Origin of the sequence: Nesterenkonia sandarakina, from assembly GCF_003003175.1 — a bacterium.
GTDB classification, from domain to species: domain Bacteria; phylum Actinomycetota; class Actinomycetes; order Actinomycetales; family Micrococcaceae; genus Nesterenkonia; species Nesterenkonia sandarakina_A.
The window spans coordinates 54,301-77,134 of the sequence record NZ_PVTY01000010.1 but is presented as its reverse complement, the minus strand read 5'-3'; the positions used below and the strand labels follow the sequence as shown (position 1 = coordinate 77,134).

General features: G+C 68.4%; 19 protein-coding genes. 6 read left to right on the top strand and 13 right to left on the bottom strand.

The genetic code is table 11. The features are described 5' to 3' along the window. Positions 1-36: 36 nt before the first annotated feature. Together BCL67_RS09740 and dnaG are read right to left on the bottom strand one after the other, a co-directional pair. Complete coding sequence (locus tag BCL67_RS09740; RefSeq protein WP_106123250.1) at positions 37-2,742, bottom strand: phosphoenolpyruvate carboxylase; 2,706 nt, start codon at positions 2,740-2,742, stop codon at positions 37-39. A gap of 223 nt (positions 2,743-2,965) precedes the next feature. Continuing rightward, entirely contained in the window at positions 2,966-4,915 is a 1,950-nt protein-coding gene (dnaG, locus tag BCL67_RS09735; protein WP_106123249.1) for a DNA primase, read from the bottom strand. A gap of 99 nt (positions 4,916-5,014) precedes the next feature. On the opposite strand from dnaG, the gene BCL67_RS09730 reads away from it, so the two are divergent. Next, entirely contained in the window at positions 5,015-5,512 is a 498-nt protein-coding gene (locus BCL67_RS09730) for an aminoacyl-tRNA deacylase (protein WP_106123248.1), read from the top strand. Positions 5,513-5,542: 30 nt separating this feature from the next. Here BCL67_RS09730 and BCL67_RS09725 read toward each other — a convergent pair whose 3' ends face one another. The 5 genes from BCL67_RS09725 to BCL67_RS09705 form a co-directional block, all read right to left on the bottom strand. Continuing rightward, positions 5,543-6,865 (bottom strand): deoxyguanosinetriphosphate triphosphohydrolase, encoded by a 1,323-nt coding sequence (locus BCL67_RS09725; protein ID WP_106123247.1) that lies wholly within the window; start codon positions 6,863-6,865, stop codon positions 5,543-5,545. 9 nt (positions 6,866-6,874) lie between these two features. After that, complete coding sequence (gene dusB, locus BCL67_RS09720) at positions 6,875-8,065, bottom strand: tRNA dihydrouridine synthase DusB (RefSeq protein ID WP_106123246.1); 1,191 nt, start codon at positions 8,063-8,065, stop codon at positions 6,875-6,877. 11 nt (positions 8,066-8,076) lie between these two features. Continuing rightward, complete coding sequence (locus tag BCL67_RS09715; RefSeq protein ID WP_146131127.1) at positions 8,077-9,042, bottom strand: GNAT family N-acetyltransferase; 966 nt, start codon at positions 9,040-9,042, stop codon at positions 8,077-8,079. A 216-nt stretch (positions 9,043-9,258) separates the two neighbouring features. Next, positions 9,259-10,641, bottom strand: coding sequence for a glycine--tRNA ligase (locus BCL67_RS09710; protein WP_106123245.1), 1,383 nt, complete (start codon positions 10,639-10,641; stop codon positions 9,259-9,261). Between the two features lie 103 nt (positions 10,642-10,744). After that, positions 10,745-11,746 carry a DMT family transporter gene (locus BCL67_RS09705; protein WP_106123244.1) on the bottom strand — a complete coding sequence of 334 codons (1,002 nt, stop codon included), beginning with the start codon at positions 11,744-11,746 and terminating at the stop codon, positions 10,745-10,747. A gap of 128 nt (positions 11,747-11,874) precedes the next feature. Here BCL67_RS09705 and BCL67_RS09700 point away from each other — a divergent pair, with 128 nt between their 5' ends. The 4 genes from BCL67_RS09700 to BCL67_RS09685 all read left to right on the top strand — a co-directional run bounded on the left by BCL67_RS09700 (position 11,875) and on the right by BCL67_RS09685 (position 16,470). Then, positions 11,875-12,120, top strand: coding sequence for an RNA-binding S4 domain-containing protein (locus BCL67_RS09700; RefSeq protein WP_106123243.1), 246 nt, complete (start codon positions 11,875-11,877; stop codon positions 12,118-12,120). A 155-nt stretch (positions 12,121-12,275) separates the two neighbouring features. Then, entirely contained in the window at positions 12,276-13,358 is a 1,083-nt protein-coding gene (locus BCL67_RS09695) for a glycosyltransferase family 4 protein (RefSeq protein WP_258174937.1), read from the top strand. Beyond that, positions 13,358-15,298 carry a glycosyltransferase family 2 protein gene (locus BCL67_RS15635; RefSeq protein WP_219886482.1) on the top strand — a complete coding sequence of 647 codons (1,941 nt, stop codon included), beginning with the start codon at positions 13,358-13,360 and terminating at the stop codon, positions 15,296-15,298. Before BCL67_RS09695 ends, BCL67_RS15635 begins: the two co-directional genes overlap by 1 nt. Then, complete coding sequence (locus tag BCL67_RS09685) at positions 15,295-16,470, top strand: glycosyltransferase (protein WP_258174936.1); 1,176 nt, start codon at positions 15,295-15,297, stop codon at positions 16,468-16,470. Before BCL67_RS15635 ends, BCL67_RS09685 begins: the two co-directional genes overlap by 4 nt. Here BCL67_RS09685 and BCL67_RS09680 read toward each other — a convergent pair. After that, positions 16,457-17,116, bottom strand: coding sequence for an alpha/beta hydrolase (locus BCL67_RS09680; protein WP_106123242.1), 660 nt, complete (start codon positions 17,114-17,116; stop codon positions 16,457-16,459). The two genes, BCL67_RS09685 and BCL67_RS09680, sit on opposite strands and share 14 nt — an antisense overlap. A gap of 110 nt (positions 17,117-17,226) precedes the next feature. Between BCL67_RS09680 and BCL67_RS09675 the strand changes: the two genes are divergently transcribed. Further along, entirely contained in the window at positions 17,227-18,120 is an 894-nt protein-coding gene (locus BCL67_RS09675; RefSeq protein WP_374955640.1) for an SGNH/GDSL hydrolase family protein, read from the top strand. 46 nt (positions 18,121-18,166) lie between these two features. Here BCL67_RS09675 and BCL67_RS09670 read toward each other — a convergent pair whose 3' ends face one another. The 5 genes from BCL67_RS09670 to BCL67_RS09650 are packed head-to-tail and all read right to left on the bottom strand — an operon-like array spanning position 18,167 to position 22,833. After that, complete coding sequence (locus BCL67_RS09670) at positions 18,167-18,715, bottom strand: flavin reductase family protein (RefSeq protein ID WP_106123240.1); 549 nt, start codon at positions 18,713-18,715, stop codon at positions 18,167-18,169. Further along, complete coding sequence (locus BCL67_RS09665) at positions 18,715-20,334, bottom strand: GMC family oxidoreductase (protein WP_106123239.1); 1,620 nt, start codon at positions 20,332-20,334, stop codon at positions 18,715-18,717. Before BCL67_RS09665 ends, BCL67_RS09670 begins: the two co-directional genes overlap by 1 nt. After that, positions 20,334-20,945 (bottom strand): thiamine pyrophosphate-dependent enzyme, encoded by a 612-nt coding sequence (locus BCL67_RS09660; protein WP_219886480.1) that lies wholly within the window; start codon positions 20,943-20,945, stop codon positions 20,334-20,336. The genes BCL67_RS09665 and BCL67_RS09660 overlap by 1 nt, the downstream gene beginning before the upstream one ends. Further along, a complete protein-coding gene (locus BCL67_RS09655) occupies positions 20,942-21,442 on the bottom strand; it encodes a thiamine pyrophosphate-binding protein (RefSeq protein ID WP_106123238.1) in 501 nt (166 codons plus the stop codon). The genes BCL67_RS09660 and BCL67_RS09655 overlap by 4 nt, the downstream gene beginning before the upstream one ends. Further along, positions 21,439-22,833: an NtaA/DmoA family FMN-dependent monooxygenase gene (locus BCL67_RS09650; RefSeq protein WP_106123237.1), complete on the bottom strand. Its 1,395-nt coding sequence runs from the start codon at positions 22,831-22,833 to the stop codon at positions 21,439-21,441. Before BCL67_RS09650 ends, BCL67_RS09655 begins: the two co-directional genes overlap by 4 nt. Position 22,834: the final 1 nt, after the last annotated feature.

Here is a 22,834-nt window from a genome sequence, read left to right as displayed (position 1 = left end):
CTAGCCACCTGTGTCCCGCCGCGACCCGGCGGCGGGTCAGCCGGTGTTCTGCAGACCGGCGGCCACGCCCTTGAGCGTGATCAGCAGCAGGTTGCGCGGATCATCGATCTCCTCGTCGGCGAGCTTGCCGGAGCGCAGCACGCGCAGGGCGCGCAGCTGGATCAGCGAGAGCGCGTCCACGTAGGGGTTGCGCAGCTGCACCGCCCGGCCCAGGACCTGATGCTTCTCGAGCAGCCGCTGCTGGTCGGTGATGGCGAGCACCCATTTGGAGGTGAGGTCGAACTCTTCGAGCACCACCGCGGTCAGGTCCTCGCGGTCGCCCAGCGCCAGGTAGCGCTCGGCGATGCGCCGGTCGGTCTTGGCCAGGGACATCTCGATGTTGTCGATCAGGGCACGGAACAGCGGCCATTCCGCGTAGGCCTGGCGCAGCTGCTCCAGGTCCTGCACCGATTCCAGGGCGCTGCCCAGGCCGTACCAGCCGGTGAGGTTGATCCGCGCCTGGCCCCAGGCGAAGTTCCAGGGGATCGCGCGCAGGTCCTCCAGGGATTCCACCGAGAGCCCGCGCTTGGCCGGACGGGAGCCGATGGCGAGCAGCCCGACCTCGTCCTGCGGGGTGACCTCGGCGAACCATGGGGCGAAGCCCTCGGCGTTGACCAGTCCATGGAATCGCTCCCGGGAGACGGCGTCCATCTTCTCGGCGAGCCCGGCGTAGCGCTGGGCCGCTTCGGCGTTGCGCCGCTCGGTCGAGGGCGCCGAGGCCATCAGCGTGGCGGCGGCGACCTGCTCGATGTGGCGCAGCGCGATCTCCGGGTTGCCGTAGCGGGCGGAGATGACCTCTCCCTGCTCGGTGACCTTGAAGCGCAGGTCCACCGAGTGCGGGGGCTGCGCGAGGATCGCGCGGTTCGCGGGTCCGCCGCCGCGGCCCAGCGCGCCGCCGCGACCGTGGAACTGGGTGAGCGTGATGTCGTGCTTGATGCCCCAGGCGGAGATCTTCTCCTGCGCCTCGTACAGGGCGAGGGTGGCGGAGACCGGACCGACGTCCTTGGCGGAGTCCGAGTAGCCCAGCATGACCTCCATGCGCCGGCCGGTCTGCTCGAGGCGGGCCTGCACGGCCGGGTTGCTCAGCATCTCCTCGAGGATCTGCGGGGCGTTGCGCAGGTCCTCGTAGGTCTCGAACAGCGGGATGACGTCGAGCACCGGGGCGTTCTCGGGGCCTCCGAGGGCCTTCTCGGCGAGGGTGTAGACGTCGGCGAGGTTCTGCGCGGACTGGGTGAAGGACACGATGTAGCGCCGGGCGGCGTCGACGCCGTAGCGCTGCTGCACCGAGGCGATCGCGCGGAAGGTCTCCAGCACCTCGTCCCCGGGCACCGCCATCTTCTCCACCGAGGCGGGGTCCTTCAGCCAGGCCAGGGTCTGGGCGTGCACCTTGGAGTGCTGGCGGACCTCGAGCTCGGCGAGATGGAAGCCGAAGGTCTGGACCTGCCAGATCAGCTCCTGCAGGTCGCCATAGGCGGCCCGGTTCGCGCCGGCTTCGACGAGCGAGTCCTGGACCACGCGCAGGTCATTGATCAGCTCCTCGGGCACCGCGTAGGCCAGATCGGCGTTGCGCTCCCGGGTGGCCTGGATCCGGCCGGTGATCGCGAGCAGCACCTGGCGGTGCGGCTCCCCCGGGGAATGCTGGGAGGCCTGCTCGGCGAGCTCCTCGGAGAGCTGGCGCTGCCGATTCCACAGCGCGTCGAGCTTGCTGCTCGGCGGGGCGTAGCGGTCGTCGAGGGTCAGCGACATGCCGGTGCGGCGGGCGCGTTCCTCGTGGTCTGCCAGGACCCGGTCGGCCGCCTGGGCGACGGCCTTGCGGGTGATCGTGGCGGTGACGTTGGGGTTGCCGTCTCGGTCTCCGGCGATCCAGGAGCCGAGGCGGATGAAGGCCGGGGCCTTGGGCGCCTGCGCGCCGGAGGCCTCGCCCTGGAGCCAGTCGTCCATCCGGCGGTAGGCCTGGGTGAACACCGAGGAGAAGGAGGAGTCGAAGATCCCCAGCGCGGTGCGCACCTCGTCCAGCGGCGAGGGGCTGGAGACGCGCAGCTGCGCGGTGCGCCACATGTTGTCGATCTCCTCGAGGAGCTCGCGGCGGTTCTTGGCGAGTTCGGTGGGTCCGACCCGTGGGTCGTCGCGCACGTCCAGGAGCGCGCCGATGCGGCGGACCGAGGCGGTGATCGCGTTGCGGCGGGCCTCGGTGGGGTGGGCGGTGAGCACCGGGTGGAAGCGCAGCTCCTTGAGCCGGCGCTCGGCCTCGCGCTCTCCGACCTCGGCGGCGAGGTGGGTGAAGGCCGCGGCCACCGAGTCGGAGGGCTGCTGCTGGGCGAGCGGGAGTTCACCGTCGCGGGTGCGCAGGGTGCGCACGCGGTGCTGCTCCTCGGCGAGGTTCGCCAGCAGGAAGTAGGAGGTGAACGCACGGGCGACCTCTTTGGCCCGTTCTGCGGAGAAGGAGGAGACCAGCTCCTCGGCGCGTTCCAGGGTCTCGCCGCTGGTGTCGTCGAGTGCGGCGATGGTGAGTTCGCGCAGCGCCTCGACGTCGGCGAGCAGCCCCTCGGAGCCGTACTCCTGTAGCACCTGGCCGAGCAGGCCGCCGAGCAGTCCGACGTCGCGGCGCATGGCCTCGGGCACCTCATGGGTGGCCTGGACGCGGGTGACGCTGCCGGTGGCCGGCGAGCTCGCCTGCGCGGGGGCGGGTGTTTCCTGGGGCATGTGAATCTCCTTCTCGGATGCTTCACGTGACCCCATCGTCACGCTGATGAACTTGTCCTGCTGCTGAACGTCACTGAGGCATGAACGTCACTGACGCCTGCGCTTCAACGACTGCGGCGCCCCGACATGGCTGCGCTCACTGTGTCTGGGGCAACACGTTATCAAGCCTGGTGGCCGCCTCGAAGTCGGCTGTCATCGGGCTGGACGGAGAGGTGCCGCCGGGTCAGCCCCATTCGGCTTCTCGCAGCGACCGACGACGACGCTCCAGCTCCATCAGCTCGCGATTCAGCGCCTGGTGCTCCTCGGGATTGTGCGAGGCGTCCATGCGCTGGAGCCGACCCAGCAGGTTGGCCTTCTGATGCGTGATCTTGAGCTCGACCAGCCGGTTGAGGATGGACTGGCAGTATTTCTCCAGATGCTCGTCGCTGTTGGTCGGCAGCGAGGTGACCGCGAGCTCGGAGACGAAGGACTTGATCGGCTCCGGCACCTCGTCGCGCACCGCCTGGACCCAGTTGCGCGGGTCGGAGGCCGAGGCGGCGGCGATCCGCACGCCGTCGTGGATGGCCTGGTGCACCGGGGCGGTGAAGCGGACCGTGAAGATCTCCTCCCACTGCTCCGCGGTGAGATGGGTGGGGTGCTGCAGGATCACCTCCAGCGCCTGACGCTCCATCAGCACGGCCGGGTCGCGGGTGTCGGGGCGCGGATAGCCCGGGGCGCTGCGGCGCAGCTGCTCCCCCGCCGGCTCACCCTGGTTCGGGGTGCCGTTGCGCTGATTTCCCTGACGCTGATTCGACTGGTTCTGGCTGTTCGCCGAGGCCTTCTCGGCCTCCAGATGCGGCGAGGGCTGGTGCTTCTGCGCGTAGGCCACCGCCCGGGTCACGTCGTCCATCTCGGCTCCCAGCCAGCCGGCCAGCTCACGGGTGTAGGCCGGGCGCATGGCCGGGTCCTTGATCGCACCCACGATCGGGGCGGTCGCGCGCAGCGCGCCGACCCGACCCTCGATGGTGTTGAGGTCGAATTCGCGCAGCTTCGCCCGGATCGCGAACTCGAAGAGCGGGGTCTTGGAGTTGATCAGCTCACGGACCGCGTCGTCGCCGCGGTGCTGGCGGATGTCACAGGGGTCCATGCCCTCGGGGCCCACGGCGATGAAGGTCTTGGCGAGGAACATGTGGTCCTCCTTGAACGCCTTCAGCGCCGCCTGCTGACCGGCCGCATCGCCGTCGAAGGTGAAGATCACTTCTCCGGCGCCGCCCTCGTCGGAGATCAGCCGGCGCGCGATCCGGATGTGGCCCTCGCCGAAGGCGGTGCCGCAGGTCGCGACCGCGGTCTCCACCCCGGCCACGTGGCAGGCCATCACGTCGGTGTAGCCCTCGACGACGACCAGCTGGCGCTGCTTGGCGACGTGGCGCTTGGCGTGTTCGATCCCGTAGAGCACCTGCGACTTCTTGTAGATCGCGGTCTCGGGCGAGTTCAGGTATTTCGGGCCCTTGTCATCCTCGTAGAGGTGACGGCCGCCGAAGCCCACGGTGTTGCCGGTCATGTTCCGGATCGGCCACATCAGCCGGCCGCGGAACCGATCGTAGATCCCGCGCCCGCCGGAGGAGAACATCCCGGTCTCGGTGAGCTCCTCGTCGCTGAAGCCCTTGGAGCGCAGGTGCTTGAGCAGGTTGTCCCAGCCCTTGGGGGCATAGCCCACGGAGAACTGGGCGGCGTGCTCGCGGGTGAAGCCGCGCCCGGTGAGCATCTCGCGGGCGGTCTGCGCCTCGGGGCTCTGCAGCGCGGCCTGGAAGAACTCATCGGCGATCTTGTGCGCGTCCAGCAGCCGCTGGCGGCGCCCGATCTCGGCCTTGTCGGGACCCTTGCCGCCGTCTTCGTAGCGCAGCTCGATGCCCAGTCGACCGGCGAGCTTCTCCACGGTCTCCTGGAAGCTGGTGTGGTCCATGCCCATCAGGAACGCGATCACGTCACCGGATTCTCCGCAGCCGAAGCAGTGGAAGGTCCCGACCCCGGGGCGGATGTGGAAGCTCGGCGAGCGTTCGTCGTGGAAGGGGCACAGGCCCTTCCACGAACCGATCCCGGCGCCCTTGAGCGTCACATACTGCTCGACGACCTCGCGAAGGTCTGCGCGCTCACGGACGGCGTCGATGTCTTCGCGTTTGATCAGTCCGGCCATGCCTCTAATCTACTCGGCGGGGCCAAATGCTGACGGTGCGCTGCCGCTGACTGTGGAGCGGCGCCGCGGCGGGGCTGAAGTCTCGTTAGGCTGGGGAGCATGACTGAGCTTTCCGGACGTGAGCGGGTACAGGCCGACGCCGATTCCCGCGCGGTGACCCTTGAATTCGTCCAGCGCGGACCGGCCTCATCCCTGGAGGAGGCGGCTGAGAATCTCGGCGTGGAACCGCGGGAGATCGTCAAGACCCTGGTCGCGAAGGCCAAGCTGACCCAGTCCTCCACGGAGCACAGCTATGTGGTCGCGCTGATCCCCGGGGACAAGCAGGTCGACTGGGCGAAGCTGCGCCGACTGGCCGGGATGAAGAAGATGTCGATGACCGCACCGGAGGAGGCCGTGGCGGCCACCGGGTATCACCCGGGCACGATCACGCCCTTCGGCGCGCGCACCCCCGAGGGGAAGATGTGGCCGGTCTACGCCGATGAGTCGATCTCCGGGCGGATCGCCATGGGGGCCGGTGAACCCGACCTGAATCTCTTCGTGGAGGCGGACGAGCTGTTCGCGGCCTTCGACGTCGTCGTCGGCGACATCGGGAAATAGTTCCGCCCCTCAACGCGAAGGGAACGGGGGTCAGGCGAAGAGGCGGTTGAAGACCGGGCGCCCGTGGACCAGGGTGGCGTACCACTCGAGCGCCGCGCCGTCGGTGAGCGAGGCGATCTGGTCGATGATCGCGCGCTGCCGGGCGGCCTCGTCGGCGGCGGCGTAGAAGTCCGCCTGGAAGGGCGGCTCCAGGAACTGGTCGCCGGTCTCGGTGAGCAGCCCGTGCAGGCCTTCGATCACCTCGCGCTGCCGGGCGTAGACCGGCTTCTGCTCGCGGGAGGCCATGATGTAGGTCGCCGCGATGCCCTTCATCAGCGAGACCTCCTCCAGCGTCTCATCCGGGACCACCAGGTCGGCCTCGTGGCGGACCAGCGGCCGGTCCCCGTAGACCTCGCGGGTGGCGGTGAAGATCGCATGGGAGAACCGGCCGATGAGCTCGCTGGTCATGTTCTTCAGCGCGGCCAGCGCCCGGCGCGAGCCGTCGGACTCCCCCACCCAGGAATCGGCCGTGGAGAGCCGCTCCAGCGCGGCCTCGATCCGGGCCGGGTCGGTCTCGGGCAGGTACCAGTCACGGGTGGTCTGGACCACGCGGCGGCGCTGCAGCGGATCGGCGAGGAACTTCAGCTGGAACCGCCCGTTGACCACGCCGTCCTCGATGTCATGCACCGAATAGGCGATGTCATCGGCGGCGTCCATCACCTGGGCCTCCATGGACTTTCGTCGTCCCGCCACGCCCTCGCGGATCCAGTCGAAGACCTCGACGTCGTCCTCATAGGCGCCGAACTTCGCACTGCGGCTGCCGTCGGGCAGCGTCGGGGCCTGCTCGGCGCGCCAGGGGTATTTCACCGCGGCGTCGAGGGAGGCGCGGGTCAGGTTCAGCCCGGCGGAGCGGCCGTCGGGATGGAAGCGCTTGGTCTCCAGCCGGGTCAGCAGCCGCAGCGTCTGCGCGTTGCCCTCGAACCCGCCGTAGGGAGCGGCCAGCGCGTTGAGCACGGTCTCCCCGTTGTGCCCGAAGGGCGGGTGCCCGAGGTCGTGGGAGAGGCAGGCGGCGTCGACGACGTCGGGGTCGCAGCCCAGCAGCCGGCCGAGGTCCCGGCCCACCTGGGCCACCTCCAGCGAGTGGGTCAGCCGGGTGCGGGAGAAGTCGTCGACATCGGGCGAGACCACCTGGGTCTTGGCGCCGAGCCGGCGCAGCGCCGAGGAGTGCAGCAGCCGGGCCCGGTCACGCTCGAAGCTGGACCGGTAGACGGACTTGCCGTGTTCGGGCACCCAGCGGGCCTCGTCGGCCTCGGTGTAGCCCGGACGCAGGGCGGCGTATCCGCCCTCTACTCGCTCCACGTTCTGCGCACTCATGCTCCAACCCTATCCGCCGGAGGTGTCGACCTCGGCGGCCTGGATCATCTCCCGCTGCGCCTCGTTGAGCTCCTGGGACTCCAGCCAGTCCTGCGGCAGGTGCACCTTCTTGGGTGAGCCGGCACGGCCGCGCGGGCCCTCGGCGTCGACCCCGGGGTAGCCCAGGGACTGGTCCAGCTGGCCGAGCAGGTCCTCGAGCTGGGCCATGGACTCCACCGCGACCAGCTGGGTGCGCAGGTGCGAGCCGACCGCGTAACCCTTGAAGTACCAGGCCACATGCTTGCGGATGTCCTGCATGGCCTTGCGCTCGTCACCGTCGAAGTACGGGATCAGCATCTGCGCGTGGCGCAGCAGGGTGGAGGAGACCATCGGCAGATCAGGGCGGTGCCGCTCCTCGCGCCCTTCGAAGGCGGCCTGGAGGTCACCGAAGAGCCAGGGCCGGCCCTGGCAGCCGCGGCCGACGACGACGCCGTCCACCCCGGTCTGCTCGACCATCGCGACAGCATCCTCCGCCGACCAGATGTCTCCGTTGCCCAGCACCGGGATGTCAGGGAGGGACTCGCGCAGCGCGGCGATCGCGGACCAGTCCGCCTGACCCGAGTAGTGCTGCCGGGCGGTGCGCCCATGCAGCGCGACCGCGGCCACGCCGGAGTCCCGGGCGACCTTGCCGGCCTCGATGAAGGTCAGGTGGTCCTCGTCGATGCCCTTGCGCATCTTCACGGTCACCGGGATGTTCGCCTTGGCGGCCTCGCGCACCGCGGTGGCGACGATGGATTCGAAGAGCCGGATCTTCCAGGGCAGGGCGGAGCCGCCGCCCTTGCGGGTGACCTTCGGGACCGGGCAGCCGAAGTTCATGTCGATGTGATCGGCCCGCCCCTCCTCGACCAGCATCCGCACCGCGTGGCCGGTGGTGACCGGGTCCACCGAGTACAGCTGCACCGAGCGGGGCACCTCGTCGGGCTCATGCTTGATGATCCGCAGCGATTCGGGCCGGCGCTCCACCAGGGCGCGGGCGGTGACCATCTCGTTGACGAAGAGCCCGCCGCCGTAGTCGCGGCAGAGCCGACGGAAGGCGGTGTTGGTGATCCCGGCCATCGGGGCCAGCACCACCGGGGTCTTCACCGTGATCGGCCCCAGGGTCAGCGGCGGCAGCAGCGCGGTGGTCTGCGGCGCGCTGGAGGCGACGGTCTCGACGGTCATCGGCTCCCCGCTCAGGCTGCGTCTTTGGCGTAGATGAGCGCCTCGAAGTCGTACTCGGCCTCACCGGCCGCGATGAGCTCGTCGGTGACGGTCTTCAGCGGCACCATGGCGTCGTCGACCTCGACCTTGACCGGGAAGTGCGCGGAGAGCAGCGCGAGCATCGCCCGGCAGGCGGTCTCGGCGTCGGCGTCCTCCAACGCGGTGTTCCAGCCCAGCAGCACGTCGGCGGGCTCGTCGGTGCGCTCAGAGGTGTAGCTGATGGCGAAGGCCAGGATGCTGTTGTCTCCGCCGTCGCTGGTGTCGCGCAGCACCACGGCGCCCGAGGCTCCGGTCTCCGGGCCGAGCAGCATCTGCTGGGCCTTGCCGATGGTCATCTCGGCGCGATCCCAGCTGTGCACGGTGTTGTAGAAGTCCGCGACCAGCTGGGTGAGCTCCACCGATCCGGTGGCGAGGTCTTCGAGATCCAGGCCGGCGCTGTCCAGGTCCGGCAGCGAGATGGCGCCCGGCTGGACGACCACCTGACGGGAGGCCTGGATCTTGGTGAAGCCGTTGTCCTTGAGGAAGCACTGGGCGGCGGAACGCTTCGCCACCCGGGCCTTCAGCGACTGCACCGCGCAGTTGGGGACCTCGGCCTCGAGGATCTGCAGCATCTGCGCGGCGACGCCGCGGCGACGGTGATCCGGGGCGACCTCGGCGTAGAAGGAGAGCCGGTCCGGGTGCAGCGAGGAGCGGAAGATCGTGGCGGCCGCCACGGGCAGGCCCGCGTCCTCGGCCACGATGCAGCGGGACCAGGGCTCGTTGGAGGAGGGCCGCAGCAGGCTGCGGTCCTGGTGGTGCATCGAGTTCTCCGGGTCTCCCCAGACCTGGAGCAGCTTCAGGTCATCGCCGTCGGCCCAGGGGCGCACGGTGAGACCGGAGTCCAGAGTCAGCCGGGCCGGGTTCGCTGAGCGAGCCGCGGCGTCGTGCTCAATACTCATCACATTTCCTTAGACGAGGCAGTAAGTGTCGTTCAGACCAAACAAGCAATGGTAGTCCCGCACCTGCGCCCGGACAAAGCTCACCCACACCGGCGCGCGATACCCGCTGTTCAGCGCCGGGCCGTTCAGCCGAGGGCTGAGCGGACCCGACGCCTCGCGGGCGGCCGCCTGGATCAGATCAGCGCCGCGTCAGCCCACCGTCAGCGCCCCGTCGGCTCAGCCGAGCAGCTTCACCGCGAGGTAGGACTGGACCTTGTCCAGCGAGACCCGCTCCTGGGTCATCTCGTCACGGTCGCGGATGGTGACCGCCTGGTCCTCCAAGGTGTCGAAGTCCACCGTGATGCAGAACGGGGTGCCGATCTCATCCTGGCGCCGGTAGCGGCGGCCGATGGCGCCGGAGTCATCGAAATCGATGTTCCAGTGCTGGCGCAGCTGCTGGGCCAGGTCCTGGGAGACTCCGGCGAGCTCGGGCTTCTTCGAGAGCGGCAGCACCGCGGCCTTCACCGGGGCCAGCTTCGGGTGCAGCTTGAGCACGGTGCGGGTGTCCACGCCGCCCTTGGTGTTCGGGGCTTCGTCCTCGGTGTAGGCGTCGACCAGGAAGGCCATCATCGCGCGGGTCAGGCCGAAGGACGGCTCGATCACGTAGGGGGTGTAACGGGTGCCGCTGGCCTGGTCGAAGTACTGCAGCTTCGCACCGGAGGCCTCGGTGTGGGAGTTCAAGTCATAGTCGGTGCGGTTCGCGACGCCCATGAGCTCACCCCAGGCCGAGCCCTGGAAGTCGAAGCGGTACTCCAGGTCGATGGTGCCGGCCGAGTAGTGCGCGCGATCATCTTCGGGAACGTCGAACTTGCGCAGGTTCTCCGGGTTCAGGCCCAGGTCGGTGAACCAGTTGTAGCAGGCGTCGACCCAGTGCTTGAACCACTCGTCGGCCTCATCCGGGTGGGTGAAGTACTCGATCTCCATCTGCTCGAACTCGCGGGTGCGGAAGATGAAGTTGCCGGGGGTGATCTCGTTGCGGAAGGCCTTGCCGATCTGGCCGATGCCGAAGGGCGGCTTCTTCCGGGCCGAGGTCACCACGTTGTTGAAGTTCACGAAGATGCCCTGGGCGGTCTCGGGACGCATGTAGTGCAGTCCCTCCTGGTCATCCACCGGGCCGAGGAAGGTCTTCATCAGGCCGGAGAACTGCTGCGGCTCGGTCCACCTGCCGGGCTGGCCGGTCTCGGGGTCGCGGATGTCGGCGAGGCCGTTCTCCGGCGGGTGACCGTGCTTGGCCTCATAGGCCTCGATCAGGTGATCGGCGCGGTAGCGGCGGTGGGTGTGCAGCGACTCGACCAGCGGGTCGGAGAACGTCTTGACGTGGCCCGAGGCGTGCCAGACGGCCTGCGGCAGGATGATCGCGGAGTCCAGACCGACCATGTCACCGCGGCCGCGGATGAAGGTCTGCCACCACTCGGCCTTGATGTTCTCCTTGAGCTCGGTGCCCAGCGGTCCGTAGTCCCAGGCAGAGCGCGTGCCGCCGTAGATCTCTCCCGACTGGAACACGAAGCCGCGGCGCTTCGCCAGGGAGATGACTTTGTCGAGTGCGGTCTCTTTGGCCATGTGGCAGATACACCTCAGGTAGAACGGGGATGAACACAGATTGCGTCAGCTTATCGCGCGCACGCACCCGGCCCGAATGCGGGTCGAGTTCCGGACCCGGAGCTCAGGCCCCGGTCCTGCGCCCGGGGCGTCCGCGCAGCATATCGGGCAGCGAGGCGAGGATCACCGCGATCAGGGTCAGCCCGGTGCCCAGCACCGTCGCAGTGGTGACCAGCGACCCGGGGGTGGGGAGCAGGACATCGAGCAGCAGCGAGCCCAGCAGCTGCCCGGCGATCATGCCCATCGCGGCGATCAGCACGCCGACCCGGGTGACCAGCAGGGCGCCCAGGGCGATGAAGATGATCCCCAGCGGTCCGCCCAGGTAGTGCCACCGGGTCAGTGACAGTGCCGGCTCCACCCCGGTGACCAGCGCCTTGCCCGCCCAGACCAGCAGCAGGAACAGCGTGCCGGCGAGGAAGTTGAACAGCGTCCCCGGCGCCGGGGACCGATATGCCGCGGAATGGCGGCCGTTGATGGCCTGCTGGGCCGCCTGCAGGAAGCCGCCCGAGAGCGGAAGCAGCACCAGGGCAAGCCAGGCGGGACCCTGGCCGGAGGCGGTGAGCTGCGGGGAGACCGCCCACAGCACGGCCAGCACGGTCAGCACCGCACCGCCGACGCGGAACGGGTTCAGCCGCATCCGCCCGGCGGGCCCCAGCCCGATCCGATCCCAGAGCAGGCCGCCGAGGGTCTGTCCGGTGACCACGGCCACGGTGAACACGGCGACGCCGATGAGCCCGATGGTCAGCGTCTGGGTGAGCACGAAGTAGGCGCCCACGCAGCCGGCCAGGAAATACCACCAGCGGATCCGCCCTTCGCGCACCGCCGGAGCCACCCGCGCGATGGCCCGCCGGCCCCGGCCGGTGCCGAAGGTCACCAGCAGCAAGATGATGCTGCCCACGCTGAAGCTGATCGTCGCCGCGAGGACCGGGTCACCGATCTCGCTGGTCAGCGCGGCGTTGACCCGGCCCTGGGCGGGGATCGCCGCCCCCGAGGCGAGCATCAGCAGAAGCAGGAAGACCCAGACCAGCGGGGAGCGGGGGCCCGCTGCGGGCTCGGCAGAACTCATGGGCTCACCTTATCCAGACCCCTCCCCCACCCTTGACCGGACCCGACGTGTCTGACCGGGCCTGCCGTCGCGCCGGTCGAGCTCCCAAGCCCGGACAGAGCGCCAGGCGGGCATGACAGACTTGGCCCATGAGCCAAGAAGTGTCTGAAGTCCCGATCCGCGACGAGTCCATCCGCCTCGGGCAGCTGCTGAAGCTGGCCGGAGTGGTCGAGAACGGGGCGGTCGCCCGTGAGGTGATCGATTCCTCCGGGGTCACCGTCGACGGCGAGGTGGAGACCCGCCGCGGCGCGCAGATCAAGCGTGGACAGCTCGTGGAGTTCCACGGCGAGCCCTTCGGTCTGCCCGCCGCGCGACTCATGCCCGTGGCAGGCTGACAGGGCTGAATCCGCCTTCCCGAAACCGCGTGTACAGTGCCTCTAAGGGCCGGCTGCACGCGGTGTGCCGGGCCTCACATGACATTCTTCTGCGAGGTGCCTGCCGGTCTCGATGACCGGCGCCGGGGGGCTGCGTCTCGCCCTGTGAACTAGGGGTGCGGTTGCGCATATGCATCATCGCTTCGAGCCAGTTCCCGATTCGGGAACCCTTCGCCGGGGGGCTTGAGGCTTTTACACACACGGTGGCCAAGAAGCTCATCAGCCGGGGCCATTCCGTGACGCTGTTCGCCGCAGGCGGCAGCGACCCGGCATTGGGGGCCCAGATGCTCCTGCCCGAGCGTCTGGAGCTCAGCGCCGCCGCCCGCTCCGACGTCGGCGCGATGCCGGTGGACTGGATGCAGCAGCACCACGCCTACCTGGGCCTGATGCTGCATCTCGCGGAGTCCAAGGACTTCGACGTGATCCACAACAATTCGCTGCATCACCTTCCGGTGGCGCTCTCCTCGCTGGTGCCGATGCCGGTGCTCACCACGCTGCACACTCCCCCGACCCCCTGGCTGGAGTCGGCGACGAACTACGCCGCCCCGTCTGCGGTGTTCACCGCGGTGAGCTCTGCCACGGCCAAGGCCTGGGCGAGCTCGGTCACCTCCAGCGTGATCCCCAACGGTGTGGACACCGATGTGTGGCACCCGGGGCCCGGTGGCAACGAGTGCGTCTGGACCGGACGCCTGGTGCCGGAGAAGGCACCGCATCTGGCCATCGACGCCGCGCGCGCCGCCGGTCGCAGCATCACCCTGGCGGGTCCCATCATGGACCGCAGCTACTTCGAAGCACAGGTCGCGCCCCGGCTCGGCGATGACGCGGTCTATGTGGGACACCTGCGGCACACCGAGCTCGTCGAGCTCGTCGGCTCCTCCGCGGTGGCCGTGGTCAGCTCCCAATGGGATGAGCCCTACGGCCTGGTGGCCGCCGAGGCCATGTCCTGCGGGACCCCGGTGGCGGCCTTCCCGCGCGGCGGGCTGGTGGAGATCGTCACAGACTCCTCCGGCGCCCTCGCCGCAGACGGCTCCGTGGCCGCCTTGGCGGAGGCGATCACCCGCGCCGCAGACTGTGATCGCGGCGCCGTCCGCCAGCGCGCCGAAGGATCGCTCTCGCTGGAGCGGATGGTCGATGAGTACGAGCAGCTCTACGCCCGGATGGCCATGCAACCCACCTCCCAGCCGAGCGCCTCAGCCTGATGATCGGCTGGTACATCCACCATCAGGGTCGCGGCCATCTGCACCGCGCCACCGCGGTAGCCCAGGCCGCGGCGGCCCGAGGCCTGCAGATCACCGGGATCTCCTCGCTCCCGGAACCGCCCGACTGGCCGGTCGGCGCCGACTGGGTCCAGCTGGACCGCGATGACACGGCTGGGCCGGACGACGGCGAGTTCCGCGAACCCACCGCGTCCGGAGCCCTGCACTGGGCTCCGCTGCGCCACCCGGGACTGCGTCGGCGCAGCGCGCAGCTCTCGGCCTGGATCGATCACGCCGCGCCGCAGCTGCTGGTCGCCGACGTCTCGGTGGAGATCGCGCTGCTCGCCCGGCTCCATGGGATCCCCGTGGTCACCGTGGCGCTGCCCGGTGACCGCACCGATCCGGCGCATCGGCTGGGCTACGAGATCTCCTCCGCGGTGGTGGGCATGTGGCCCGCCGAGGCCACCAGGATCCTCGCCGGCGCCGCAGAGGTCCACGCCCTGGGCGGACTCTCCCGCTTCACCCCGAAGAACCGGGCCGACTCAGCGGAACGTGCCGCCGCGCATCAGACCGGGCCGGGCAACCAGCAGCTCGAGGTCCTGGTGCTCAGCGGAGGCGGCGGCGGTGCCGTGACCGCCGCGGCGATCGCCCAGCTGCGCCGAACCCTGCCGCAGGCGAGGATCAGCGTCTTGGGCGGGGAGGGCTCCTGGGAGGCCGACCCGTGGCCGCTGCTGCTGCGCGCCGACCTGGTGCTCACCGCGGCCGGGCAGAACTCCATCGCCGAGATCGCCGCCAGCCGTACCCCTGCGCTGGTCACCGCTCTGGACCGTCCGCACCAGGAACAGGCCCATATGCTCGACGCCCTCGAGCGCGGCCCCTGGCCGGCGCTGCGAGCGCCCGCACCCGAGGACGACGCCGGCTGGGACCGTGCCGTGACGCAGGCGCTGAACCTCGAGGGCCAGGACTGGGCCAGCTGGTCCGACGGCGGAGCAGCAGAACGGTTCGCGGAGCTGCTGCACTCGATGCTGCCCGCGCCCGCGGCACCCGCCGAGAACCCGCCGCGCGCCGTCGTCGTCACCGCGGTCCACGGTCGGGCGACCCACCTGCGCCGTCAGCGTGCCGGACTGGCGCTCAGCACCTCGGCCCCGGTGACGCATGTGGTGGCAGCCATGGAGGACCCCGAGATCAGTGCCCGGCTGGCGACGGAGCAGCCAGGAACGCAGCCGGCGGTCAGCACCGGAGCGACCAGGGACGCCGGTGACCTGCCCACCCAGGTGGTGGAGATCCCGCGCAGCGCGGGCCGGCTGCCGTTGGCCGCGGCCCGGAACCTCGGGGCGCAGCGCGCCCTGGAACAGCTGCCCGGACCAGATGACCTGCTGATCTTCCTCGATGTGGACTGCATCCCGGACCCCGGCTTGATCAGCGCCTATATCGAAGCGTCTCGGCTGCGACCGGAGGACCTGCTCTGCGGACCGGTCGCGTACCTGCCCGAGCTCCCCGGCGAGGCGCTGGACAGTGCCACCGCCGTTCAGCTGGCCGCCTGGGCCGCGCCGCATCCGGCACGTCCGGCCCCGGCAGCCGGGGAGATCCTGACCCACGGCGAGCACGCGCTGTTCTGGTCGCTGTCCTTTGCGGTGCGCCGCGAGGTCTGGGAGAAGATCGGTGGATTCGACGAGGCCTACACCGGCTACGGCGCCGAGGACACCGACTTCTCCTGGCGGGCCAGGGCCCGCGGAGTCGAGCTGACCTGGGTGGGAGGAGCCCGCGCCTACCACCAGCACCATCCGGTCTCGCGGCCCCCGGTGGAGCACCTCACGGACATTCTGCGCAACGGCCGGATCTTCGCGGACCGGTGGGGGCACTGGCCCATGGAGGGCTGGCTGCAGGAGTTCGAACGGATGGGCCTGGTGCACCGCGACGGCGAGCACTGGGTCGCGGCGTGAGCATCACGGTGGCCTCGGTGCCGGCCTCCCACGTCTACATCCGCCATCTGGGCCACCCACGGCACGAGCACCCGTCCGTCGAGGACGTGCAGCGCGAGCGCAGACCTGAGGCCGCGGTGCTCCGGCTGCCGGATCCGCCGGCTGCCCGGAGCGACACGCCCACCGGTGCGCCGTGGTGGCCGCCGGCGATGCTGGACCCCGCATGGATCGCGGCCCACGAGTTCGACCTTATGCACATCCACTTCGGCTTCGACGCGCAGACTCCGACGCAGCTGCACGAGGTCTTCGACGCGCTCGACGCCCGGGGCCGGCCGCTGATCTACACCGCGCATGACCTGTGGAATCCGCATCACGAGGACCCGACCCTGCACGACTCCCAGCTCGAGGTCCTCTTCAGCCGCGCCCGGGCGGTCATCACGCTCAGCGAGCAGGCCGCCGCGGAGATCCGCGAGCGCTGGGGCGTCGAAGCCCACGTGATCCCGCACCCGCATGTGGTCGATCTGGACCTGATCAGCGATTACGCCGAGACCCCGCGGCGCAGGGCGGAGGAGTTCCGACTCGGGATCCATCTGAAGAGCCTGCGCGCCAACATGGTGGGCGTGGAGGTGCTGCAGGCCGCCCTCGCGGCGCTGCGCGAGATCCCGGGCTCGGTGCTGCAGGTGGATCTGCACCGGGATGTCTTCGAGGCCGCCGGGCTGCGCCACGATGCCGAGCTGGTGCGCTGGCTGCAGGACCAGGACCCGGACCTGGTCGACCTGCGGGTCCATGACTTCTACACCGATGCCGAGCTCTTCGACTACCTCTCCGGCCTGCACACCTCGCTGCTTCCCTACCGCTTCGGCACCCACTCCGGATGGATGGAGGCGGCGCACGACCTGGGGACCACCGTGATCGCCCCGGACGTCGGCTGCTACCGGAGCCAGGGGGCCGACTTCCTCTACCGCTGGCAGGACTCAGGCCTCGACGCCGCCAGCCTGCGCCGCGCGGTGCACGCCGCGGCAGCGCAGGCAGGGTCACAACAGGCAGGGTCAGCGGTCCCGGCGGTGACCTCGGTCGAGAAGCCGTGGCTCACGCCGACCGCCGCGGCGCGCGTGGGGTGGCGCCGGGAGCAGCGGGAACGGATCGCCGCCGCCCACGCGGAGGTCTACGCCAGGGCGCTCAGCGGGAGTTGAGCACCGTGTGGGTCAGGAACTCCCCCACATGGCTGATCTCCTGGGGCACCACAGCATGTCCGGCCCCGGCGTAGAGCACCTTGGTCAGCTTCACGGTCTTGGTGGCCCAGCCGTGGGTGTACTCGACGTGCTCGGCCGGGATGATCGGATCTTCCTGGTCGCGGCCCCAGAAGAACGGAACCTTCGCGGCGGCCAGCGCCTCGTCGTCGAAGTAGTCCTCGAGTCCTTCGCCTCGGGTCGGGTCCACGGCGAAGCCGGAGAGGCCGACGACGGCGGCGAACGCCTCCGGGCGGCTGCGCAGCAGCGAGGTGGCCATCGCCATCCCCATGGAGAACCCGAGCAGGGTCACCGAGCTGTGCTGGTCCTTGACCGAGGCGATCCACTCCCAGAGCGCCTCCACCGCCTCGCGGGCGGCCGAGGAGGAGTAGGCGAGCCGCTCCACGTCGAGGTCGAACCAGGTGTAGCCGCCGAACTCCATCTTCACCGGGGCGCGCACGGAGGCGTAGGTGAAGTCTGCGGGCAGGCCGGGGACCAGGCCCATCAGGTCCTGTTCGTGGGAGCCGTAGCCGTGGAGCAGCACCACCAGCGGGGTGCCGGCGCGCTCTTGCGCTTCGCGGGACCAGGCGACGTGCGGGGATGCAGACATGGAATGACCTTTGCGTGACGGGACGGGTGCCTGCCCCACTCTAATCAGCCGGTCATGGATCAGCCCAAGGGGGGATGCATCCGGCGGGGGTCGTCGGAGAGAATATATGGGTGAACGATACTGATGATCTTCTTGAGACACCTGACACCTCCTCCGACGCGGGAGAGCACCCGCTGACCCCCCGGCACCCGTGGACCCGCTATGTGGCCCTGGGCGATTCCTTCACCGAGGGCATCGGGGACCCCGATGAGACCAGACCCGGCTACCACCGCGGCTGGGCCGACCGAGTGGCCGAGGAGCTCGCCCTCGGCGCCGCCGCCGTCGAGGGATCGCCGAAGTTCTCCTATGCCAACCTGGCGGTGCGCGGCAAGCTCATCGGTCAGATCCGCGACGAGCAGATCGCCCCGGCGCTGCAGCTGCGCCCGGACCTGATCACCCTGTGCGCCGGCGGCAACGATGTCATCCGGCCCGGCGGGGACCCCGATGAGACCGCTCGGATCCTCGACACGATGGTGCAGATCCTGAGCACCACCGGCGCGACCATCGTGCTGTTCAACGGCCCCGACGTCCGCGAGACTCCGGTGGTCGGATCGATCCGCGGGAAGGTGGCGATCTTCAACGAGAACGTGCGCACCATCGCGGCCCGGCACGACGCGCTGGTCGCGGACATGTGGTCCCTGCGCGAGCTGACCCGCCCGGAGATGTGGGACGAGGATCGGCTGCACTTCTCCGCCCTGGGCCACCACACCATCGCTCGGATGGCGCTGGACACCATGAACGTCAAGCACGACCTGCAGCCCTCTGAGCCGAGTCCGGTGCCGGTGCGCACCTGGCGCGAGGCGCGCGTCGACGACGCCGTGTGGGCCCGCCACCACCTCTTCCCCTGGGTGGTCCGGCGGCTGCGTGGACGGTCCTCCGGGGATGGGATCCACGCGAAGCGACCCAACTTCGAGCCGCTCTTCGGAGGATCGATGCCGCCGGGCGGCGGCTCCGCAGAGGACTGAGGCTCCGCAGAGGTCTGCGGGGCCGAAGAAGTCTGCGGAGCCGACCTCAGCCGGCGGCGATGATGTGGTGGAAGCCGCGGGAACGGTAGACCATCGGGGAGAGGTGCTCCTGCACCTTGGCTCCATGGACCTGCAGCAGCACCACCTGGTGATCCCCGGCGGGGGTCTCGCTGAGCACCTCGCAGTCCAGCCGCAGGGGCGAGTCCTCCAGCAGCACCGCACCGGAATCGGTGACGCGGTGCGGGAGATTCGCGAACCGGTCACCGGTTCTGGAGGCGAGCTGGAGGCAGGCCTGCTGCTGGGCGTCCCCCAACACGGAGACCCCGATGCTGCGGGCCCCGCGCAGCACCGTCCAGGTCCGTGAGCTGTTCTGCGCCGAGAAGGCCACCATCGGAGGATCGTAGGAGACCCCCGCGCTGAAGGAGGTCACCACGAACCCGACAGGCCCCTGCGGGGTCTGCGCGCACAGCGCGGCGACCCCGGAGGGATAGGAGGCGAAGACGTCGCGCGCCTGATCTGCCGCGAAAATAGCGGCCGAAGTTCCCGCGAGTGCGCCTGCGTGCTCGGGCTCCACGAGCGTCCCAAAAGCGGACATCAGAGAGAACTCCCCAAGCTCGGTCGGTCGGCTGTGTTTCCAAGACGTCCTCGAATCAGCTCTGCAGCACGCTCAGCTACGGCAATGACAGGTGCCTGGATATTACTGGTGGGGATTACGGGAATGACGGAGGCGTCCGCCACCCAGAGATTCTCCACTCCCCGCACTTGCAGATCCGGGGTTACGACCGCTCGATCGTCCGTGCCCATGGCAGCGCTTCCACAGCAGTGGAAGAAGGTGTCGCAGGACATCCGGATGAACTGTTCTGCCTCTCGGCGTGAGAGCTTGCCGCCTGGCGACAGGGGTCCGTCGAGGATTCGCCGATAGCTACGCGTTTGGGCCAAATCCAGAACCATATCGATTCCCTCTACGAGTGCCGACAGGTCCTCCGGCGCTTCCAGATAGTTCGGTTGGATGTCCATCTTGCCGTCTGCGGAGAGGAGTTTGATCTTCCCTATGCTGCGACTTCGCATCAGACCCGGGGATATAGCGCAGATCGATTCGTCGGAGGGATCGATTCCGTAGCGACGGACCACCTCTGGACCCGCATGAACGCCCTGTACGACAAAAACGTGCAAATCGGGGCGATGGTCAGCCTGAGAGGAACGCCAGTTCAGCATCGCGCCGCCGCCGTTGTCGCGGACAGGGCCGAGCGGCTGCCTCATACGAAAGTTCATCCCCCGAAGCAGCGGATGATCTTGGAAGTTGGCCCCTACGCCGGGTAGGTCGACTTTTGGAACGATCCCCGCCTCGCGGAGCTGCTGCGGTGGACCCAGTCCTGACAGCATTAGAAGGCGCGGGGTGCCGAGTGCGCCAGAGGCTAGGACGATCCCCTGAGAGGCCCGGAGTTCCCGGTCTTCACCTCCAGTCCGACAACGGACCCCAACACAGACTCCCGCCTCGAGAATCAGCTGCCTCACCGTGGTACCTGTCATGACCTTGAGATTCGACCATCGCGCCGCCGGCCGGAGATAGCCACGCGCGGCGCTCCATCTCTCCAATCGAGTCACTGCGCCAGGTTTGGACGTCACATTGACGGCATTGAAGTTTGCGAGACAGGCACCCTCATTGCTTTGGGCGTTCGCGTCATCGATAAAGGGGAGACCGACCTCCTGTGCTCCGGTGAGCAGCGACTCCGCCACCGGGTGGGGGGCTGGTGAGACCTCGATGCGCATCGGACCCCCAACGCCTCGATGCTCGTTCTCCCCGCGCATCCAATCCTCGGAACGCTTGAAGAAGGGCAACATCGCGGCGTGATTCCAGCCAGTAGCACCGGCTGCTTCCCACGCGTCGTAGTCATCAGGATGACCCCGGTACCAAAGCATTGCGTTGATAGACGACGATCCCCCCACCACTCGTCCGCGTGGAATCGGGATGCTACGCCCGTCTACTCTCTCGCTCGGAGAGTACGTCTCGTTCCAATCGAGCTCGCCGCCAAGCAGGCTAGTCCACTCCCGGGCCTGCTGCACGGCGGGCATAGACTCCTCCGCGGCCCCGGCCTCGATCAACAAAACCCTGAGAGAGGGATCCTCCGCCAGCCGACGGGCCAAAACACAACCCGACGAACCTGCACCTATGACAATAAGATCGTGCTCTTCGCCCATCGCCGGAGTACCCATCAGTTGTGCTCACTGGGACCCATGATGCTGACACCTTCGGTCTTTTCCACGTGACGGACGAATATGTACTTGTCCTCTCGACCGTCAGAGTGCTTTCTGCTGATACCTGGCTGGAGGATCCCGTCGGTTTTAGCCACGATTACATATGGTTCCTTTGCACCCAGTCCTCGACGACAATGATCTTCGAACTCGTCTAGATCCCTCACTACGAAAGCCTGTTCGATACCGCAGCCCCTGGCGATCTCTGCCAGGTTCACGGTCCCGGAGGCTGTGTGCGTCTTCGGCCCCCCGATGGACTGGTAGCTCTCGTTGTCCCAGACCACCACGAAGAGGTTCTCTGGCTTCTCGTTGCCCAGGGTGGCGAGAATTCCAAGGTCGAAGAGCAATCCGCCATCAGTGTCCAGGGATACGATCCGCCGGTTCGGCAATCCGATGGCAAGTCCCAACGCCTCGCCCGTGACGCAGCCCAGCTGCTGTTGAAACAGGGATCCTTCACGCATATGGGGTGCCGCGTTGTACCACTCGTCTACTGCCCCTCCCAGAGAGAGGATCACCAGCTCGTCGTCGAGCTGTGCACCCAACCGCTGCATGCATTCATAACGCTTCATCATCGGACGATTCCTCCTGAAAGCACGACGGCTGAGTGGTGGTACGCGTTATAGGACCAGGTATAGCTGTCCTGGATCGCCTGTGAGATCTCATCGGTCTGTTTCACAATCCGGTAGGGCGTTCTCAGGGCATCCAAGATCGGTTCCATCGTGATCCCATGCGGAATGGCCCACCAGTTGTTCTCACCCAGATCTCCGCGGTGGCTCATGATCATGATCACTGGGATGCCTGCACCGAGACCGAGGCGAGCCAGATGTTCCACGGAGGCGCGCAATCCCGAGTTCTCCATGATCAGCGCCGCCCGCTTGCCGGAGAGGAATACTCCACCGCAGATGGCAGCTCCCTCGCCCTCGTTGGTGACCTGCACGGTCCGGATATCCGGATCTGCGTCAAGTGCGGGGTAGAGCTCTTTGAGCAGCGAGTCTGGGAGGTAGCACACGACCTCGACTCCCGCCTGTTTGAGGCCGCTGATCACGGCATCGACCGCTTCTTTTTTCATGGTTGACCTGATTCTTTCGATTCGGGGGCAAGTGAACGATGAGGACCTGAGCCGATAACCCGTTCACGCAGGGTGAGCGACGGGCTGTCCTGCGTGGGCAGGCCCGGAAGAAGGCCTCGCTGCCGAAGTAGCGGGGCAACCGTCTCGGCGAACTCTGCGAAGGCTGCCGAGCCACCGAAGGTGGGCTCCAACATGAACCCGTCGATGTCGGTGGCCTCGACCAGCTCCTCGATCTGCTGTGCCACCTCTTCGGCGGTGCCGGTGAGTTGGAATCCGCGCAACGCCTGCAGCCGAAAGCGATCGAGCACCTCTCCGATGGTCGGCACCGGCGCTCCAGGCCTCACATAGCGATCGATCAGCGTCTGCCCCTGTTGAGAGTCCAGACCTGCCGCCACGGCCTCGGTCACCGGGGCGGAGCTTTCCAGCCGGCGCAGATCGATGCCCGTCATTCCGGCAAAGAGCACCGCGGCGTCGGCAGGGTCGTAGAGTGCCTCCAGCTCTTCCCGGCGCGCCTGGGCATGTGCGTGGGAGGCTCCCAACACCACCGTCATTCCAGAGATGACTTTGATCGACTCCGGAGCGCGCCCCACTTGGCCTGCAGACTTGCGGATCGAGGCGACCTGGTCTGCAGCCTGGGGTGCGTTCTGACCCTGGATAAAGACTGCTTCAGCGTGCGCCGCGGCAAATGCTCGGCCCCGCGATGATGTGCCCGCCTGAAAGAGCACCGGCGTGCGCTGGGGACCTGGGGCGACGGCGAAGGGGCCGTGGCAGCGGTAGAAGAGGCCGTCGTGGGACACCTCGTGGACCTTCTCCGGATCCGCGTAGGTCCCCGTCACCTGATCCCGCTGCTCCGCATCTTCCTCCCAGCTGGTCTCCCAGAGCGCGGAGCAGATCTGGAGGAACTCCTCGGCACGGGCGTAGCGCTCGTCATGGGTGGCCTGTTGATCTTCGATCCCGAAGAGCCGGTCAGTAGTCGTCTGTGAACTGCCGGTGACGACGTTCCACCCGATCCGACCAGCGGTGTAATGGTCCAGGGAGGCGAACCGTCGTGCTGTCGCATAGGGGTGCTCCACCGTGGTCGGCGAGGTCACCACGAAACCGAGTCGGGACGTTGCTTGGGCCAGCGCGCCGATGAGCAGCATGGGGTCAAGTCCCGGGAACTGGATCCCATGACGCATGACCTCATCAGGGACGCTGCCGGCGATGGAGGGGAAGCCGTAGGTGTCTGCGAAGAATAAGAAATCGAACCCTGCGTCGTCGAGCAGCTTCGCGGTTTGCACCCAGTACCCCGTCTGATCCCAGCTCTTCGCTTTCGCGTCGGGGTGCGTCCAGGTCGGTAGTCCGTTATTCGGATTGAGCATCTCGAAGACGCCCAGGCTGATATGTTTCATG

Bases quoted from the DNA above. Each gene is read 5' to 3' on its own strand.
- BCL67_RS09660 (WP_219886480.1), bottom strand. From the start codon at position 20,945: ATGATGAAGCGTTATGAATGCATGCAGCGGTTGGGTGCACAGCTCGAC.
- BCL67_RS09650 (WP_106123237.1), bottom strand. From the start codon at position 22,833: ATGAAACATATCAGCCTGGGCGTCTTCGAGATGCTCAATCCGAATAAC.
- dusB (WP_106123246.1), bottom strand. From the start codon at position 8,065: ATGACCGTCGAGACCGTCGCCTCCAGCGCGCCGCAGACCACCGCGCTG.
- BCL67_RS09665 (WP_106123239.1), bottom strand. From the start codon at position 20,334: ATGGGTACTCCGGCGATGGGCGAAGAGCACGATCTTATTGTCATAGGT.
- BCL67_RS15635 (WP_219886482.1), top strand. From the start codon at position 13,358: ATGATCGGCTGGTACATCCACCATCAGGGTCGCGGCCATCTGCACCGC.
- BCL67_RS09655 (WP_106123238.1), bottom strand. From the start codon at position 21,442: ATGAAAAAAGAAGCGGTCGATGCCGTGATCAGCGGCCTCAAACAGGCG.
- dnaG (WP_106123249.1), bottom strand. From the start codon at position 4,915: ATGGCCGGACTGATCAAACGCGAAGACATCGACGCCGTCCGTGAGCGC.
- BCL67_RS09715 (WP_146131127.1), bottom strand. From the start codon at position 9,042: ATGAGTATTGAGCACGACGCCGCGGCTCGCTCAGCGAACCCGGCCCGG.
- BCL67_RS09740 (WP_106123250.1), bottom strand. From the start codon at position 2,742: ATGCCCCAGGAAACACCCGCCCCCGCGCAGGCGAGCTCGCCGGCCACC.
- BCL67_RS09730 (WP_106123248.1), top strand. From the start codon at position 5,015: ATGACTGAGCTTTCCGGACGTGAGCGGGTACAGGCCGACGCCGATTCC.
- BCL67_RS09680 (WP_106123242.1), bottom strand. From the start codon at position 17,116: ATGTCTGCATCCCCGCACGTCGCCTGGTCCCGCGAAGCGCAAGAGCGC.
- BCL67_RS09670 (WP_106123240.1), bottom strand. From the start codon at position 18,715: ATGTCCGCTTTTGGGACGCTCGTGGAGCCCGAGCACGCAGGCGCACTC.
- BCL67_RS09710 (WP_106123245.1), bottom strand. From the start codon at position 10,641: ATGGCCAAAGAGACCGCACTCGACAAAGTCATCTCCCTGGCGAAGCGC.
- BCL67_RS09705 (WP_106123244.1), bottom strand. From the start codon at position 11,746: ATGAGTTCTGCCGAGCCCGCAGCGGGCCCCCGCTCCCCGCTGGTCTGG.
- BCL67_RS09725 (WP_106123247.1), bottom strand. From the start codon at position 6,865: ATGAGTGCGCAGAACGTGGAGCGAGTAGAGGGCGGATACGCCGCCCTG.
- BCL67_RS09700 (WP_106123243.1), top strand. From the start codon at position 11,875: ATGAGCCAAGAAGTGTCTGAAGTCCCGATCCGCGACGAGTCCATCCGC.